An 18,138-nucleotide genomic window follows, 5' to 3' on the forward strand; every position below is an offset into this window, starting at 1 on the left:
AATGGAAGATACATTATTTTCCATTTCCATTACTTAACATGTACATATAACTAAATTAACTCTAATCTATAGATGATGAAAAGACTCATGTTCATTTCCCTGATGCTGCTAGGTGTGATCTCCTATGCCCAGACCACTATACAGGGAAAAGTAGTTGATGAAAATAACGAGCCCGTTCCAGGGGCCAATGTGGTCTTGGTAGGCAAAGCAGAAGGTACCACTACGGACTTTGATGGTAACTTTACCTTTAACACTTCGGAGCGGCCCCCCTTTCAATTGCGCTTTACCAGTATCGGTTTCTCTGATTTTGTGGCCAACGTAACATCCAATAACCAAACTTTGGCCATCACCTTGAAAGAGGCCAGCACCTTATTGGATGAAATTGTCATTTCAGCTTCCAGAACCCCTGAGCGTATTTTCGAATCCCCTGTTTCTGTGGAACGATTCGGTCTCAAAGAAATCAAGAACACCACGGCTGAATCTTTCTATGGGGGACTCCAAAACTTGAAAGGAGTGGATATCAACACAAACAGTTTAACATTCCAATCCATCAACACAAGGGGTTTTGCCACTTTTGCCAACAACAGGTTCCTGCAATTGGTAGATGGGATGGATAATACCGCACCTGGTCTGAACTTTGTTTTGGGTAACTTGGTGGGGATGTCCGAATTGGATGTGCAGAGTGTTGAGATCCTGCCTGGAGCTTCTTCAGCACTTTATGGCGCAGGCGCCTTCAATGGTATCCTTTTCATGAACAGTAAAAACCCTTTCGACTTTCAAGGAATCAGTGCTTATTTCAAGGGAGGGGTAACCGTACAGGATGCCGCCGGCAATAATTTTTACAAGGATTTTGGTGTAAGGGCGGCACACGCCTTTAGTGATAGGGTAGCCGTTAAAGCCAACCTTTCTGTATTGACAGGTGAAGATTGGCATGCCAATAGCATTGTGGATCTGAACAATCCTGGATCGGACCGTTCCAACCCAGCCTATAATGGATTGAACGTATATGGTGATGAGGTGTCGACTACCTTGAATTTTGATGCTGCTGCTGGATTGCCTACTGGAACCGTCGGTTCTGCCGTGGTATCAAGAACGGGATATGATGAAGCTGCCTTGGCTGATTATGGAGCGGAAAGTGTAAAAGCGGATTTTGCAGTTCACATTCGTCCTTTCGCCGATGACTTTGAGATTATCCTAAATAGTAGGATTGGTAGGGGTACCACCATTTACCAAGGGGCCAACCGATATGCGGTGAGTGGTTTCACCATGCAACAGCATAAGTTGGAACTTAAGAACAAGAATTTCTTTTTGAGGGGATATATCGTTTCTGAAAACTCAGGGGACGCATATGATACCCGATTTGCCGCCATCAATGTGAACAGGGCTTGGAAATCTGACGTGCAATGGTTTACCGATTATGCGTCCACGTATATTCCTGCCTACCTTGGAGGAATACAACAAGCAGGACTTACACCTGAACAGGCCTCTACCCAGGCCCATGTGGCAGCGAGACAAGCAGCGGACACTGGTAGATTATTACCAGGAACTCCAGCTTTTGAAAGTGCATTTAATAAGGTCATAAATGATGGAAATCTGACTACAGGTGCCAAGTTTATCGATAAGACCAAATTCAGACATGTCAATGGAAATTACAATTTTGCCCACTTGATCGATAACTGGGCCGATCTTCAGGTTGGAGGTTCTTTCAGAGAATATGTATTGAATTCCAATGGTACCATTTTCACGGATATTGATGGTCCTATTTCCTATAACGAATATGGTGCCTACGTGCAGCTTCAAAAGAAGTTTATGGATGACCGATTGAAGTTTACCGGTTCTGCCCGTTATGATAAAAATGAGTTCTTTGACGGCTTTGTTTCCCCTAGGGTTTCCTTAGCATATACAGCAGGTGAACAAAGAAACCACAACATTAGGGTTTCCGTTCAACAAGGGTTTAGGAACCCCACTACACAGGATTTGTTCATCGGATTGGATGCTGGTTCAGCCGTTTTGGTGGGGTCGGCCCCTTCCAACTTGGACAGGGATATCAGGACATATAATTTGAGCCAAAGCGGTCAAACATTGACAGGGCAATCATCGGTTCAAGTGGTAGGCCGGGAAGCCTATGAAAATGCATATTCCATAGGTTCTGTTCTTGCAGGAGCCCCTGCGGCAGTGAAAACCCCATTGGTAAAACCTGAAGAAATTACGGCTTATGAGGTGGGTTACCGTTCTCAACTTGGTAAGTTCACCATAGACCTGAGCGGATATTACAACAGCTATTCCAGCTTCTTGGCAAACACAGCCGTTGCCGTTCCCCTATATGGTGAAGCAGGAGATGGAGGACTTTCTTTATTGGCTCTTCAAAATGGAGATTACAAAGTCTACCAAACGTACACCAATTCCGATGTGGATATCAACTCATATGGCGGAACCATTGGCGTGGATACCAAGTTGGGCGGATTTGACCTTGGTGTAAACTATACGTATGCTGAATTGGATATCGATAGAGGTCTTTACCCAGATTTAAGGACCAACTTTAACACACCTAAGCATAAGGTAAAGGCCCATTTTGGTAACACCAATCTATTCAAGAATTTTGGTTTTAATGTAAACTACAGATGGAGCGACAGCTATTACTGGGAAGCCTCCTTTGCTGATGGTGACATTCCTGCCTTTACGGTTTTGGATGCACAGATCAACTATGCCGTACCATCCATGAAGTCCGTCTTCAAGGTGGGTGGCTCCAATATTTTGGGAGATGAATACTATACCGCTATCGGTACCGGCTTTATAGGTTCCATTTATTATCTATCATGGACCATAAACCCTTAATTGGCAGTAAAAAAGAACAAAGAAAGGCACTGATTTTTTCAGTGCCTTTTTTCTTTTAAAAAAAGCGAAAATCAGTTTCTGAATAAAAATGTAAAAGCATATCTTTGCAGCCGGAAAAAAAACGGTTTTTTTCCTCGTATTCAATTAAAAATAAACACACTAATGTCTAAAGTTACAGGTAAGGTTGCCCAAATTATAGGCCCGGTCATTGATGTTGAGTTTGAATCAGGGGTAGAGATCCCAAGGATTTATGATTCCCTTGAAATTGCAAAAGCCGATGGCTCCAAATTGGTATTGGAAGTACAGTCGCATATTGGTGAAAATACCGTAAGGACCATTTCCATGGACTCCACCGACGGATTGAGCAGAGGTGTTGAAGTGGTTGCTACCGGAAACCCGATCCAAATGCCAATCGGAGAGGATGTTTACGGAAGACTTTTCAACGTGATCGGTGATGCCATCGATGGTATGGAAAACTTACCCAAAACTGGAAGCAATGGACTTCCCATTCACAGGGAAGCCCCAAAATTTGAAGATCTTTCCACTTCTACCGAAGTACTTTTTACCGGTATCAAGGTAATCGACCTTATCGAGCCTTATGCAAAAGGGGGTAAGATTGGATTGTTCGGTGGTGCCGGTGTAGGTAAGACCGTATTGATCCAGGAGTTGATCAACAACATTGCAAAAGGTCACGGTGGTCTATCCGTATTTGCCGGTGTTGGGGAACGTACCCGTGAAGGGAACGACTTGCTTCGTGAGATGTTGGAATCAGGCATTATAAAATATGGTGAGGACTTCTTGCACTCCATGGAAGAAGGGGGATGGGACCTTTCCAAAGTAGATAAAAAAGCCATGAAGGAATCCAAGGCTACCTTCGTGTTCGGTCAGATGAACGAACCTCCCGGTGCCCGTGCCCGTGTGGCGTTGTCAGGATTGACCATTGCAGAGTATTTCCGTGACGGTTCCGGTGAAGGACAAGGAAAGGACGTACTTTTCTTCGTGGACAACATTTTCCGTTTCACACAAGCAGGTTCAGAGGTATCCGCCCTTTTGGGACGTATGCCATCTGCGGTGGGTTACCAACCAACCTTGGCTACAGAGATGGGTGCCATGCAGGAAAGGATCACATCGACCAAAAGAGGTTCCATTACCTCTGTTCAGGCGGTTTATGTACCTGCGGATGACTTGACGGATCCAGCGCCAGCGACCACGTTCGCCCACCTGGATGCCACCACCGTACTTTCCCGTAAAATTGCCGAGTTGGGTATCTATCCAGCCGTGGATCCATTGGATTCCACTTCCAGGATTTTGACCCCGGACATTTTGGGCAAGGAACATTACGATTGTGCACAGCGCGTGAAAGAATTGTTGCAACGTTATAAAGAACTTCAGGACATCATCGCCATCTTGGGTATGGAAGAACTTTCTGAAGAGGATAAATTGGCCGTAGGTAGGGCAAGACGGGTACAGCGTTTCTTGTCACAACCTTTCCACGTGGCCGAGCAGTTTACCGGTATCCCTGGGGTATTGGTAGACATCAAGGATACCATCAAAGGATTTAACATGATCATGGACGGTGAATTGGATCACTTGCCAGAATCCGCCTTCAACCTTAAGGGAACCATTGAGGAAGCCATAGAGGCTGGAGAGAAAATGTTAGCAGAAGCATAATGTCATTCCTGCGAAAGCAGGAATCCATATATAGCAAAGTCAAATTTTAAAAGATTCCCCATTTATACGGGAATGACAAGAGCATATGTACTTAGAAATCGTATCACCGGAAGCCACATTGTTCGCAGGGGAAGTAACCTCGGTTACCGTTCCTGGTGTTGATGGGGAGTTCCAGATGTTGGAAAACCACGCAGCGATTGTATCCCTTTTGCAGGAAGGCAATGTGAAGGTAAAAGGCAATATCACCATTGATGAAGCCTTTCAGGACAAATTTTCAAAGGGAAGCAATGGGGAGACCATTTTAGCGATCAACAGCGGTACCGTTGAAATGAAGGACAACAAGATCATTGTGTTGGCCGACTAAAACAAAATGAATTCATCCACACAAAAAAGCCGCTCCTTGGAGCGGCTTTTTTATTGTAAAACGATCAGATGCCATTCCTTTTCCCCAGAAGGATAGATTTTGATTGTTTTGAATCCAATGGCAGCATGTGCCGCCAAAGACCTTGTGTTTTTACCATCCACTTCCGTGATAATGGTATCAAAACCTGCTGGGAGCTTTTCTTTCATGGTAAGGTACAAATTGCGGAATACTCCCCTTCCTCGATGGCTTTTTGCCACACAGATCTGTCCCATGGCCATGTATCCATTTTGGTTTTCGACCACCTTGTTGATTTCCTCGAACATGGGTCTGAGCACTTCAATTTCATCGGCAAACTTGGGATGCATACAAAGGGCAAAGCCCACCACTTTATCATCTTCTACGGCAATGATGTGTCCACACACATCGTTCATGGCCTTTAAGATATCCATATCATGCTCCACAGTCAAAAAACCTTCATTTTTGCGTTCTTCCGCTGAAATGTTCTTGATCAAATTTAGCTGTTGAAGGGCCAGAATCTGTTCCAACTCTTCCAGAGTAGAAGCCTGTTTGTATGTAATCATCTATTCCACTTTTAACCACTCCTTGCGGTGCTGCAACATTTTTTTGGATGGTTTTTGCTCCTTGTCCTCCATCAAACTGAAGGAATAATCAGGGTTGGGTTCCAAAACCAAAGTGGTTGTTTTTGGAATACCAAACCGGGTGAAATTCACCTTAAGGGGAGTCCCCATTTCAAATTGCTTGAGATAATCGTCAAATTTTTGATCGGCCTCAAAAGGAATGTCGTTAATGTTCAAGATTATATCGCCATTGTCCAAGCCAGCTTTATAGGCAGGGCTTCCCATTTTGGTGTTCCTGAGGATGGATGCTTCAGTGGTTTCAGCATTGACCACCGTGTAGGCACCAAAGTAAGGCTCGTTCTTGGGCTGCTCCAAAAGAACCCCGGCAGCGTTCAACCATGGGGCGTAATTGGGCATATTGCTTTGGTACACATAATTGTTAAAAAAGCCATCACCGAAGGATTTGCCTGCAAATTCGACCAATGCCGCTTGCAAATTTTCGAGGGTATAGGGAATTTCGGTCTTTCCGTATTTTACCCAAACAGACTTCATGAAATCATCCAGATTGAGGCCTTTTTCCCGAAGGGAAAGATCTAAAGCCAAGCCCAAAACACTTCCATAGGAATAGTAAGAAATAAAAGTGTTTTCCCTGTTTACGGGATCTACCGAGGTGGCAGCATCCACAAATGGAGCCTGATAGCTCATTTCAATCACATTGAAAAATTGTCGGGCAGGGGAATTCCACACATAATTGAAGGTGCCTGCCAAGCCTTCCACATATTCCTTGGGCGTGATCAGTCCGGCCCTACACAAGATCAATCCGGTATAGTAACTGGTAAAACCCTCGGCGAACCAAAGTTCGCCACTCATGTTGGCCGCTTCAAAATCAAAGGGCTCCAACGATTTGGGTCGGATGCGTTCCACATTCCATGAATGAAAATATTCATGGGAAATGGTACCGATATTGCCATCCATGCCACCATTGGCCAAGCTTCGGGTACTGGTGACTATGGTAGAATTGCGGTGTTCCATACCATCTCCCGAGGCGTTGGGAATGTAACAGGCCAAAAAGGTATAGGAACCATAATCGTAATTGGGAAGTTTCCCATACACCTCCTTCTCGGCAAGGACCACTTTCTTCACTTTTTCAAAATAGGTGTCCACTTCTTCCTCCGTTCCATTATGGTGTAATGCCAGATTGATGGTTTTTCCATCCACTTGAAAAGACCGGAGCATGTAATTGCTGATCTCGGTCGGACTATCCATAAAATAGTACAGGTTAGGAGCCGAATATGTTGTGCCGGAAACCAAAGGCAATTGCGTAGCTACTTTCCAATCCAGGTCTTCCCGAACATCAAAGGTAATCTCAATTTTACGATTGCTCAATGCCGGAGCGAACATGAATGTAGCCGGAATGTTCAAGTGGGCATGGGTTTCGTCAACCTGTGAGTAAGTACCCCCGCCCCTGTTGGCGAACAAAATGTATTCGATCTTGATGGTACCGTCATGACCGGAAACCAACCACTCGTAAGGGTTTGGACGGATCACTTTCAATGCATTGCCTTTACTGTCCGTAGCCTTGAAACCGTATACATTTTTGGCGAATTCGTGCAAAGCATATCGGCCAGGGGAGCTCCTGCTCATACGAAAGGCCACTGTTTCCGATTTCAGGTCTGGGAAAGTGGCATCAATTACGGCTTCGTGGTGTACCGCATTTTCAAAGGAAATGGTATACGAGTTGGTCTGTGCGCTCAGTAAAAAACAAAAGAATAGGGAGACAAGAGAGAAAGTGAATTTCATTTTCAGTAAGGTTTAAGAAGGACTAAGATACAGTTTAAAAACTGTAAGTGCTACATTTGCTTTATGGAGAAACTACCCAAAAAGTTAAAATCCAAATTGGCCGAAAGAGAGGTTGGGAATGCATTGCGTTTTTTGCCAGCACAGCGCGATTTGATTGATTTTTCATCCAATGACTATTTGGGATTCGCCAGAAACGAAGAAATTTCCAATAAGACATCGCTCTTGGTGAAGAATGTTTTCCCAAAGAACGGTGCTACAGGGTCTAGATTGTTATCAGGTAACCATAAACTGTATGATGAGCTTGAGGATTTTTTGGTAAGGCATCATAGCTCGGATGCTGCGTTGGTCTTCAATTCGGGATATGATGCCAATATTGGTTTTTTTTCCTCCGTTCCCCAACGTGGTGATATCGTCCTATATGACGAATTGGCCCATGCCAGCATTCGGGACGGTATTCAAATGAGCCATGCTAAAAGTTATAAGTTCGCCCACAATGACCTTCAGGATTTAGAGCAAAAAATAAAGGCATTTCGAGCGCAGTCGAGAAGTGAAAAGGAAATCTATGTGGTCACAGAATCCATTTTTTCCATGGACGGGGATTCCCCGGATTTACAATCACTGGCCATTTTGTGCAAGGAACAGAATTGTTTTCTAGTTGTTGATGAGGCGCATGCCACAGGCATTTTTGGACAAGGAAGAGATTTGATTTCCCAATTGGGCCTCCAAAAAGAGGTCTTTGCAAGGCTCATTACCTTCGGCAAGGCTATCGGGTGCCATGGGGCCGCCATTCTTGGAAACCAATCCTTGAAGGAGTACTTGATTAACTTTTCAAGAAGTTTTATTTATACCACGGCCCTTTCCCCCCATGCAGTAGCCAGCATTTTGTCCGCGTATCAGTATTTAAAAGAGCAGGGTGAACCCGTAATTCAATCTTTACAGGAGAACATCAGCTTTTTTAAATCTGAATCAGTACGATTACAGCTTTCTGAAAGGTTTATCCAAAGTAATTCGGCCATTCATTGTGTCATTGTACCTGGAAACACCAAAGTAAAGTACATGGCCCAGGAGTTACAATTACAAGGGTTTGATGTTAAACCCATCCTTTCCCCAACGGTTAAGGAAGGAGGCGAACGTTTGCGGTTTTGCTTGCATGCCTTCAATACAAAAGAAGAAATTTCACGAATTTTGTCCCTGTTGAAAAACCTTATGGAAGGATGAAGACCAAGTTTTACACATTGGCCACTTTTGAGTTTCCTGCGGATGCCTTGGTCATCAAGGGGAAATTGGAATCGGAGGGAATCCCTGTTTTTTTGAAGGATGAAAATATCATAAATACCTATTCTTTCAGTAGCAACGCCATAGGGGGGATTCGCTTACAAGTGTATAGCAGCGACAAGGAGCATGCCACGGAAATTTTCGAGGAGTTCCGCAGTTATGCCACCGATGCCGAAGGGAATCCTGTGGTTTGCCCCAATTGTAAGGCAACCAAATCCGAAATCTATTACGCCAGAAAGAATATGTTCTTCAAGCTTTTTCCATTTCTTGAATCTAAAAAATACAGGTGCAAGCAGTGTAATTTTATAACAAGACCTTCCAAATGAAACTATTTGTCACAGGCATATCAACCGAAGTAGGCAAAACCGTGGCCTCCGCTATTGTAGTGGAAGCCTTGGCTGCGGATTATTGGAAGCCCATACAAGCGGGCGACTTAGATTGTTCCGATAGCCATAAAATTGAAGCCTTGATATCCAATGATCGTACGGTGATACATCCCAATAGCTACGCTTTGAACACGCCCATGAGCCCGCACGCCGCTGCGGATATTGATGGTATTTCCATTCAGTTGGATAAAATTGTGCCACCAACCACAAAGAACGATTTGGTAATCGAAGGTGCCGGCGGATTGTTGGTTCCCCTGAACGACGCCGATACCATTTATGATCTGATCCAACCTGATTACAAAGTAATCGTGGTGTCACGACATTATCTAGGGAGCATCAACCACACCTTATTGACCATTGAAAAATTACAGCAAAAAGGGGTTGCAATCGGAATCATTTTCAGCGGAAATGAACATCCTACGACCGAGGAAATCATCCTGAAAAAAACTGGTGCTGTCTTTTTAGGCCGGATCAATGAGGAGAAAAAGTTTAACAAAGAAGTGGTTAAAAAGTACGCTGCAGCATTTCACGAAGCACTGTTATCATTTTAGCCTTTGATAAATAAGGCCACGATCCACCGTCGCCACTAAAGTATAGTGTTCCGCCAAATAGGTATCGATATAGGCATTGTACTCCAATAATTTTTTATCGAAGATTTCCTTGCCTTTTCGTGCCACCAAGGTTTTAGGTTGGATTATTTCCATAATATATTTCAGTTCTTCCATTCCTGTTTGTCTTGGATTTTGCATGTAGGGGAACAGTTCTTCACGGGTAATGTTGCTAGGATGTGTGGCAGCCTTTGTGGGTGGAGATACACCTAAAACCCAGTAGCCAATATGGTATTCGGTAAAGAAGATGTTCTCGGTTTCCAGATGATGGTCCATAATATAACGGGGAACATCTACCCCTTCACCATTAAAAAATGACCCTTTTTTTATTTTGTTGGAAATGATGTTGGCATATTCCAAGTAGGATTCCATCGGAATCAAAAGAAGCAATATAATGATGATGGGTTTAAATTTTTTCTGAAGTGGGGGAAGCTTGGCAACAGCCATGCCCATGGGAATCAAAATAAAAGGGTACAATTGGATCAAATAATGTCCGTTTACTTTTCCAGCTTGCATGAAAGACAATAAAATACCAAGGGTAACCGCAGTCAATAATTGTAGTCCCCGAGATTTGTAATCGATTACTTTGGTTTTAAATCCGACAGCGAGCAAACCCAAGATCACGACCAAAAAAGGCAAGGTTTTCAGTGGCGAATGGAATTTTCCTTCGGAATAGGCCATAGGGGCCTTAAAAATGGATTGCCACCAAATTTGCGTATTTCCTTCAAGGTAATAGGGTAACGCCGTGAGCAACACAATCAAAAAAGTGCCCAAGACCATTAGGGCCAAATTTACAATGGTCGAAGCTATTTTTCGTTGTTTGAATCCTTCCCACAACAAAAACAATCCCACCACAAACACGGGATAGGCCATGTTCAATTTGGACATGATGGACAACCCAAAAAGTAGTCCGGATGCCAAATAGAGAAACCAAACCTTTCTGCAGAACAACAGATACACTCCTGCCACAAAGAAGAGGGTACAAATATGTTCGGACATCACCCCTTGCAGACTACCAAAAAGACTTTGAAAAAAGACACAGAACAGGGCCACCCAAAAAGCAATTTTTTTGGAAGTGATCTTGGCAGCAATGCCATACGTGAACAACGCAGTGATGGCGACCATCAACGAACCGAACAATCGTATCGCAATAAAGCTCTGCCCAAATATTTTGATGACCGAAGCAAAAAACAAAAAGGTGATCGGTGGTTTCAGATCCCAAAGTTGGGTGTAGGGCAAATGCCCATCGGCCCAAGACTGCCCCATGATGATGAAAGTACTTTCGTCACGATCCACATAATCCCTAAAAAAGAATGGAAACCGGATTATTAGGGCCACCAACACCAAAATAAAAAGGACCCGATTCCAATTCAGGTCTTCATAGTCTCGAATTACAAATGGATTATGCACGGTCTGGGTCGGTTTTATTGGTCATTAATGATCATCTTTGCAATATAGATAAATTGAATGTTTTGAGAGATTCCGTAGCACTGGAAAAATTGTCGGAAAGGGATAAAAAACACCTTTGGCACCCTCTGACCCAGCATAAGACCCATCCGGAAATGTTAGGTATAACAAAGGCCCAGGGCGCTTTGCTGTATGATGAGGATGGAAAGGAATATGTAGATGGCATTTCATCATGGTATACCTGCATGTACGGGCATTGCAACCCATTTATTCTGGAAAGTGTAATGGAACAGATGCAAAGCTTGGACCAAGTGGTTTTCAGTGGTTTTACCCATGAGCCAGCCGTGCGGCTTTCAGAGGAACTCGTCAAGATTCTACCCAAGAATCAACAAAAGCTGTTTTTTTCAGACAACGGTTCCACGGCTACCGAAGTGGGCATCAAAATGGCGTTGCAGTACCATTTCAACAAGGGTCAAAAACGCAATGTATTGCTGGCTTTTGAAGAAGGATTTCATGGCGACACCTTTGGTGCCATGTCGGTTTCGGGGCTTTCTGTTTACAATGGCCCGTTCGAGGATTTTTTCATTGAAGTGGAACGGATCCCAGTGCCAACACCGGAAAATATCGATTTCATTTTGGCCCAGTTGAAAAAGCGATTGAAGAACAACAACTTGGCCGGATTTATCTACGAACCTTTGGTTCAAGGAGCCGCAGCCATGAAAATGCACGATGCCGAAGGTCTGGAAAGGATACTCGCATTGCTCAAATCGAACGGAGTGCTGTTGATTGCCGATGAGGTGATGACGGGCTTTGGCAAGACAGGCAAGAATTTTGCATCGGAATATTTGGAGACCCAACCCGACATCATGTGTTTGTCCAAGGCACTTACGGCAGGACTGATTCCCATGGGGTTGACCACATGCACAGAAGAGGTGTATATGGCTTTTTACAGTGATGAGAAGGCCAAAGGCTTGTTCCACGGACATACCTACACCGCGAATCCACTGGCCTGTGCCGCAGCTCTGGCAGCCTTGGAACTGCTCCAGACCGATGCCATTCAACAGAATATCAAGGATATTTCGGAATGGCATAACGCGTTTGATGAGGAAATAAGAAACCATCCTCAAGTGGCCAATACAAGGCAATTGGGTGTAATCTATGCCCTAGATCTTAATGTGCAAATGGAGCGTTACGGCAATTTGAGGGACAAACTTTTTAAACACTTCATGGATCAAGGGGTCTTTTTAAGGCCTTTGGGCAACACGATTTATATTTTGGCTCCTTATGTGACCACTAAATTCCAAATGGAACGGATTTACGGTGCGATAAGGTCTGTTGTTGGATTGGTATAAAACAAGGTTATGCTCAAAGAACCCATTTCCATAACCGCTTTGTCATCGATTTCTGCTTTGGGAGAAACCCAAGAAGAGGTTTGGCAAGTGTACAGTAGCAAGGATGAACATTTTCTTTCGGAGGCCAATATCGGGGAACAAAAGGTTTGGGTTTCGCAATTGTCAGAATCCATCAAACTAAAAATAGAGGATTTGCGCCAGTCCGATACCAAGTACAAACTTTTGGACGATTCGGTGTTGTTTGCCATCTACGCCGCGCGAAAGGCTTTGGCGGGTGCACGCTGGGAAAAAGGAACCCAATTTGGTATCAACATAGGGTCGTCCCGAGGAGCCACTTCCCTTTTTGAAAAATATCATAAAGCGTTTTTGGATGAGGGAAAATCATCAACACTTTCCTCCCCAACCACAACTTTGGGGAATATTTCCTCTTGGGTGGCCCATGATTTAAAGTCAAAAGGCCCCGAAATTTCACATTCCATTACCTGTTCCACGGCATTGCATGCCGTATTGAATGCCGCGGCATGGATCCAAAGTGGCATGACAGATAAGTTTTTGGTGGGAGGCAGTGAGGCACCCCTGACCCCGTTCACGATTGCACAAATGCAGGCATTAAAAGTGTATTCCAGAGAAAAAAGCGATTATCCCTGTTTAGCTATGGATTTGGATAAAAACCGGAACACCATGGTGTTGGGTGAGGCTGCGGGACTTGCCTGTTTGGAAAAAGGCAATAAATCCAATGCCTTGGCCGTGATAGAAGGTATTGGGTATGCCACAGAACCTTTGGAGCACAGCGTATCCATTAGTACCGACGCCCAATGTTTTCAAGACTCCATGCAAATGGCCTTGAGTACTCTCGATTCCTCCCAAGTGGATGCCGTGGTGATGCACGCCCCAGGTACCATAAAAGGCGATGAATCAGAATTCAACGCCATTCAAAAGGTGTTCTGTAACAAAATGCCATTTTTGACTACCAATAAGTGGAAAGTAGGTCACACCTTCGGAGCTTCTGGCTTGCTCAGCTTGGAAATGGCTGTTTTGATGCTTAACCACCAGAGGCCCATACCCATTCCGTTCGTCACTTACGAAGCACTTCCAAAAACCATTGAAAAAGTTATGGTTAACGCCGTAGGCTTTGGGGGTAACGCCGTGTCGATATTACTTTCCAAAAGATAACTTTGGTCACTAACGATTATCCGTTCAAAGTCTTATCTTAACAAATAGTACCAACTTTAAATTTTGTTGCCATGGAAAATTGGTTTGCAGCACTTACACTTTTTGAGAAAGTCTATTGGATCGTTGCCATTGCAGGTTCTGCCATTTTATTGGTGCTCGTTGTCATGACGCTAATTGGCGGCGATGTAGATGATATGGGCGATGTGGATGCCGACATTGAAGCGGATACCGGCATCGATTTTCAGTTTTTGTCCTTCAAGAACCTAATGGGGTTTTTTACCATTTTCGGTTGGTCTGGAATTGCGTGTATTGAAAGTGATTTGTCTACCGGACTCACCATTTTCATTTCGGTGATTTGTGGATTATTGATGATGTTGGCCATGGCCTCTTTGTTCTATTATCTGGCCAAGTTACAGAGCAGTGGCACCCTCAACCTAAAAAACGCAGTGGACCAAATAGGCGAAGTATACCTTACCATCGGGGCCAACCGTAGCCGGATTGGAAAGGTTTCTGTAAATGTCCAGGGTACTTTAAGGGAACTTCAGGCCCTTACCGATGAAGGTCAGGACCTAGTACAGGGCAATGTAGTGAAGGTCCAAGACGTGACTGACACCGGAATTTTGATCGTTAATCTTTTAAATAAATAATCAGCATGCTAACACTACCATTACAAATGGGCGGAGGGGCCACATTACTGGCCATTGGTTTCGCCATACTGTTTTTCTTTATCATCATTATCTCCTTTATCCGAAGGTATAAAAGATGTCCATCGGACCGTATACTTGTGGTTTATGGTAAAGTGGGAACCGGAAATTCAGCAAAGTGTATCCATGGAGGGGCGGCCTTTGTTTGGCCGGTCATTCAGGATTACGAATTCTTGGATTTGACTCCAATTTCCATCGAAGTTGATTTAACCAATGCCTTGAGTAGGCAGAACATCCGGGTGAACGTACCGTCACGTTTCACCATTGGTATTTCTACGGAACCTGGCGTGATGCAGAATGCCGCAGAACGACTTTTGGGACTTGGTTTGAAGGAAGTACAGGAATTGGCCAAAGAAATCATTTTTGGTCAGTTGCGTTTGGTTGTAGCCTCCATGGATATTGAGGAAATCAATGCCGATAGGGATAAGTTCCTGACCAACATTTCACAAAGTGTGGAGTCGGAATTGAAGAAAGTGGGTCTAAAACTCATCAACGTGAACATTACCGATATTGTTGATGAATCAGGTTATATCGAAGCCTTGGGTAAAGAAGCTGCCGCCCACGCTATCAACGCCGCTAGAAAATCGGTGGCGGAGAAGAATAGGGATGGAGCCATTGGTGAGGCCAATGCTCTGCAAGACGAACGTTCCCAAGTAGCGGCGGCCAATGCCAAAGCGGTGGAAGGGGAAAACTTGGCCAAAATTAATGTCGCCAATTCGGATTCGTTGCGTCGTCAACGGGAAGCTGAGGCCGAAAGAACCGCTATTGCCTCTGAAAAAGTACAGGCTGCAAAAGCGTTGGAAGAATCCTATTCTGCTGAACGTGATGCGGAGATTGCCAGGGCAGAAAGGGAGCGTAGTTCCCAAATGGCCGATATTGTGATCCCAGCGCAAATCGATAAGCAAAAAGTAGAGATCGAAGCGGAGGCCGAGGCCGAACGCATTCGAAGAAAAGCCAAAGGTGAGGCGGATGCGATCCTGTTCAAGGCGCAAGCGGAAGCCAAAGGTATTTTTGAGGTATTGACCAAGCAGGCCGAAGGTTTGGACAAGATCGTGAAGGCTGCAGGCAACAATCCAAAGGATGCGGTGTTGTTGCTCATTGCGGATAAATTACCTGAACTGGTGGAAAAACAGGCTGAGGCCATTAAAAATATCAAGATTGATAAGGTCACCGTTTGGGATTCTGGCACCAAATCCGAAGATGGCAAGAATTCCACTGCCAATTTTATTTCGGGGATGTACAAGTCGGTTCCGCCTTTACAAGAAATGTTCAACATGGCCGGAATGGATCTTCCTGAGTATTTGAAAGGGAAAGATGTGAAAGCCATTGAAAGTGATAAAAAACCGACAAAACCTTCCAAGGAATCCGATGATGCCAAAGAAGAATAGTCGGAATTAACAATTCAAAAGAAAGAAAACCGAAGGTCAACCTTCGGTTTTTCTGTTCTATAGACTATTTTTGGTTTATGAATCAGACAAGACACGATTGGACCAAGGAAGAAATCCTTGACATATATAACAAGCCTTTGATGGAGTTGCTGTACGAAGCGGCTACCATCCACAGGCAGCACCATGACCCTAACACCGTGCAGGTTTCCACCCTGCTTTCCATTAAAACAGGTGGATGCCCGGAGGATTGTGGGTATTGCCCGCAAGCGGCCCGTTACCACACCAATGTGGAAGGAAACGATTTGATGTCCGTGCAACAGGTAAAGGCCCAAGCTTTGCGTGCCAAGGCTTCAGGCAGTTCACGGGTTTGTATGGGTGCCGCATGGCGAAATGTAAAGGACGGTCCCGAATTTGATCAAGTGTTGGAGATGGTCCGCGCCATCAACAAGTTGGATATGGAAGTCTGCTGTACCTTGGGTATGGTTACCGAAAACCAGGCCAAACGCTTGGCTGAAGCCGGCTTGTATGCATACAATCACAACCTCGACACATCTGAGGAATATTATACGGAAGTAATCTCTACCCGTGGGTACGAAGACCGTTTGCAGACCATCGAAAATGTGCGTAAGACCAATGTCACGGTCTGTAGTGGCGGTATTATCGGTATGGGCGAAAGTGAGGAGGATCGTGCCGGTATGCTGGTGGCCCTTTCCACCTTGAACCCACAACCTGAATCGGTTCCCATCAATGCACTAGTGGCCATAGAAGGCACTCCGATGGAAGACCAAAAGCCCGTTGAGATCTGGGAAATGATCCGCATGGTGGCCACTACTCGAATCGTAATGCCGGAAACCCAAGTACGCCTATCTGCTGGAAGAACGGAAATGACCAGGGAAGGACAGGCCCTATGCTTTTTTGCAGGTGCCAACTCCATTTTTGCCGGGGATAAATTGTTGACCACGCCCAATCCCGATGTTAATGAGGATATGGAAATGTTCAAACAATTAGGGTTGATTCCACAAAAACCGTTCATCAAGATTTCACAGCCTCAAACTGTGGAAGCTGCCGATTCCCAATTTACATCCTTGGGAGAAAAACCGAAATGGTCCAGACCAGGCCATACCATCGAAAGGAACGAATTGGCCAAGGAAAAGGGGGTTGTTTCCAAAAGTTAAGGCTAGTTAACCATTTCAAAACGTTTTAGTAATTTAGCTTTTCCTAATTCCTTGAAATCTTGAAGCTGAACCTTGAACAGATACCTAGGGAAAAGACCCTTTCGAAAAGGGAATTTATCCAAAACTATTTCAAGCCCCAAAAACCTGTTGTGATCGAAAGGTTTATTGAGGATTGGCCAGCCTATTCCAAATGGAACTTGGAGTATATGAAACAGGTGGCTGGCGATAAGGAAGTGCCCCTGTATGATGATCGTCCCGTAAAACACGACGAAGGGTTTAATGAGCCCCATGCCAAAATGAAGATGTCGGATTACGTGGATTTGTTGAAAAGTGGGCCAACGAGATACCGTATCTTTCTCTGGAATGTTCTCAAAGAGGTTCCTGAACTTCAAAAGGATTTCACCTACCCCGATTTTGGATTGAAATTGATGAAAGGTTTGCCCATGCTGTTCTTCGGCGGGGAAGATTCCTATACCTTCATGCATTACGATATTGATTTGGCCAATATTTTCCATTTTCATTTTGAAGGAAAGAAACAATGCATCCTTTTTTCACAGGAAGAAACCAAATATCTCTACAAGGTGCCACATTCCTTGATTACCAGGGAAGATATCGATTTTGACAATCCCGATCTGGACAAATGGCCGGCACTGCAACATGCTAAAGGCCATATTGCGGATTTGGAACATGGAAATGTGCTGTACATACCGGAAGGGTACTGGCACTACATGAAGTATGTGACCCCTGGATTTTCCATGAGTTTACGGTCAATCGCCAAAAAGCCTAAAAATTTAAGCAGAGCGGTGTACAATATTTTCGTGATGCGTCATTTTGATAGCTTGATGCGCAAGATGAAAGGCCAGCAATGGATCGATTGGAAAAACGAACAGGCCCTTTTACGTACCCAAAGGTTGATGACCCAAAAGTGGAACTAGGGTTAAATTAATTCGTTAACTTTTTCAAAAACCAAATGGCTTTCCCAGCCACGGTACAACAGATAATCGGCTAATTTTTTCTTTCTTTTTTGGATGTTGGTTTCCCTGATCTGATCCAATCGTTTTTGGGCGAGTTCTTCCAAGGTGTCGAGGTAATCCCCATCATTGATTTCTTTTAGCGCACTCTTGATGTTGAAAGTGGAGATTTGTCGTAACTGAAGTTCTCGTACAATTCGGTTCCTACCCCATTTTTTAATATTGAATTTTCCACGGGCATAACTCTTGGCAAAACGTTCCTCGTTCAAATAATTTTCTTGGATGAGGTGCCCTATAATTTTGTCAATAGCTTCGGGAATCATGTTCATCCCCTTGAGTTTTTCCACCACCTCTTGATGGCAACGCTCTTGGTAGGCACAGTAATGTTCCATTTTTTTGGTGGCCTCCGTAACCGAAACAAATGATTTTTTGGGAAAATGGTTCGGCATTC

At 44.4% G+C, this 18,138-nt stretch carries 16 protein-coding genes; 12 read left to right on the plus strand and 4 right to left on the minus strand.

What is annotated here, in order from left to right:
• The first annotated feature begins 75 nt into the window (after positions 1-75).
• From D2V05_RS11115 to D2V05_RS11125, 3 genes are all read left to right on the plus strand, one after another.
• Positions 76-2,835, plus strand: coding sequence for a TonB-dependent receptor (locus D2V05_RS11115; protein ID WP_119647726.1), 2,760 nt, complete (start codon positions 76-78; stop codon positions 2,833-2,835).
• 162 nt (positions 2,836-2,997) lie between these two features.
• Positions 2,998-4,506 carry a F0F1 ATP synthase subunit beta gene (gene atpD / locus D2V05_RS11120; RefSeq protein WP_119640495.1) on the plus strand — a complete coding sequence of 503 codons (1,509 nt, stop codon included), beginning with the start codon at positions 2,998-3,000 and terminating at the stop codon, positions 4,504-4,506.
• 85 nt (positions 4,507-4,591) lie between these two features.
• On the plus strand, positions 4,592-4,870 hold the full coding sequence (locus D2V05_RS11125) for a F0F1 ATP synthase subunit delta/epsilon (protein WP_119640494.1): 279 nt from the start codon (positions 4,592-4,594) through the stop codon (positions 4,868-4,870).
• A gap of 50 nt (positions 4,871-4,920) precedes the next feature.
• On the opposite strand, the gene D2V05_RS11130 is transcribed toward D2V05_RS11125, so the two are convergent.
• Together D2V05_RS11130 and D2V05_RS11135 are read right to left on the minus strand one after the other, a co-directional pair.
• A complete protein-coding gene (locus D2V05_RS11130; protein WP_119647731.1) occupies positions 4,921-5,451 on the minus strand; it encodes a GNAT family N-acetyltransferase in 531 nt (176 codons plus the stop codon).
• Positions 5,452-7,248: a M61 family metallopeptidase gene (locus D2V05_RS11135; protein ID WP_119647733.1), complete on the minus strand. Its 1,797-nt coding sequence runs from the start codon at positions 7,246-7,248 to the stop codon at positions 5,452-5,454.
• A 63-nt stretch (positions 7,249-7,311) separates the two neighbouring features.
• Here D2V05_RS11135 and D2V05_RS11140 point away from each other — a divergent pair, with 63 nt between their 5' ends.
• Genes D2V05_RS11140 through bioD form a run of 3 tightly spaced genes read left to right on the plus strand, consistent with a single transcriptional unit; the run spans position 7,312 to position 9,460 of the window.
• Entirely contained in the window at positions 7,312-8,466 is a 1,155-nt protein-coding gene (locus tag D2V05_RS11140) for an aminotransferase class I/II-fold pyridoxal phosphate-dependent enzyme (RefSeq protein WP_119647735.1), read from the plus strand.
• Complete coding sequence (locus D2V05_RS11145; protein ID WP_119647737.1) at positions 8,463-8,849, plus strand: putative signal transducing protein; 387 nt, start codon at positions 8,463-8,465, stop codon at positions 8,847-8,849. The genes D2V05_RS11140 and D2V05_RS11145 overlap by 4 nt, the downstream gene beginning before the upstream one ends.
• Positions 8,846-9,460, plus strand: a complete 615-nt coding sequence (gene bioD, locus D2V05_RS11150; RefSeq protein WP_119647739.1) for a dethiobiotin synthase — start codon at positions 8,846-8,848, stop codon at positions 9,458-9,460. The genes D2V05_RS11145 and bioD overlap by 4 nt, the downstream gene beginning before the upstream one ends.
• On the opposite strand, the gene D2V05_RS11155 is transcribed toward bioD, so the two are convergent.
• A complete protein-coding gene (locus D2V05_RS11155; protein ID WP_235855439.1) occupies positions 9,452-10,927 on the minus strand; it encodes an ArnT family glycosyltransferase in 1,476 nt (491 codons plus the stop codon). The genes bioD and D2V05_RS11155 overlap by 9 nt on opposite strands.
• Positions 10,928-10,989: 62 nt before the next feature.
• Between D2V05_RS11155 and bioA the strand changes: the two genes are divergently transcribed.
• The 6 genes from bioA to D2V05_RS11185 all read left to right on the plus strand — a co-directional run bounded on the left by bioA (position 10,990) and on the right by D2V05_RS11185 (position 17,651).
• Positions 10,990-12,276 (plus strand): adenosylmethionine--8-amino-7-oxononanoate transaminase, encoded by a 1,287-nt coding sequence (bioA, locus tag D2V05_RS11160; protein ID WP_235855440.1) that lies wholly within the window; start codon positions 10,990-10,992, stop codon positions 12,274-12,276.
• Between the two features lie 9 nt (positions 12,277-12,285).
• Complete coding sequence (locus tag D2V05_RS11165; protein WP_119647746.1) at positions 12,286-13,449, plus strand: beta-ketoacyl synthase N-terminal-like domain-containing protein; 1,164 nt, start codon at positions 12,286-12,288, stop codon at positions 13,447-13,449.
• Positions 13,450-13,520: 71 nt separating this feature from the next.
• On the plus strand, positions 13,521-14,096 hold the full coding sequence (locus tag D2V05_RS11170) for a hypothetical protein (protein ID WP_119647748.1): 576 nt from the start codon (positions 13,521-13,523) through the stop codon (positions 14,094-14,096).
• A 5-nt stretch (positions 14,097-14,101) separates the two neighbouring features.
• The gene (locus tag D2V05_RS11175) at positions 14,102-15,541 is read left to right on the plus strand and encodes a flotillin family protein (protein WP_119647750.1); all 1,440 of its coding nucleotides are present in this window, start codon (positions 14,102-14,104) and stop codon (positions 15,539-15,541) included.
• A gap of 77 nt (positions 15,542-15,618) precedes the next feature.
• The gene (gene bioB, locus D2V05_RS11180) at positions 15,619-16,716 is read left to right on the plus strand and encodes a biotin synthase BioB (protein WP_119647752.1); all 1,098 of its coding nucleotides are present in this window, start codon (positions 15,619-15,621) and stop codon (positions 16,714-16,716) included.
• Positions 16,717-16,775: 59 nt separating this feature from the next.
• On the plus strand, positions 16,776-17,651 hold the full coding sequence (locus D2V05_RS11185) for a cupin-like domain-containing protein (protein ID WP_119647754.1): 876 nt from the start codon (positions 16,776-16,778) through the stop codon (positions 17,649-17,651).
• 2 nt (positions 17,652-17,653) lie between these two features.
• On the opposite strand, the gene D2V05_RS11190 is transcribed toward D2V05_RS11185, so the two are convergent.
• A complete protein-coding gene (locus D2V05_RS11190) occupies positions 17,654-18,136 on the minus strand; it encodes a regulatory protein RecX (protein ID WP_119647756.1) in 483 nt (160 codons plus the stop codon).
• Positions 18,137-18,138 lie beyond the last annotated feature (2 nt).

The organism is Flagellimonas pelagia (assembly GCF_003584135.1).
In the GTDB taxonomy this organism is placed as follows: domain Bacteria; phylum Bacteroidota; class Bacteroidia; order Flavobacteriales; family Flavobacteriaceae; genus Flagellimonas; species Flagellimonas pelagia.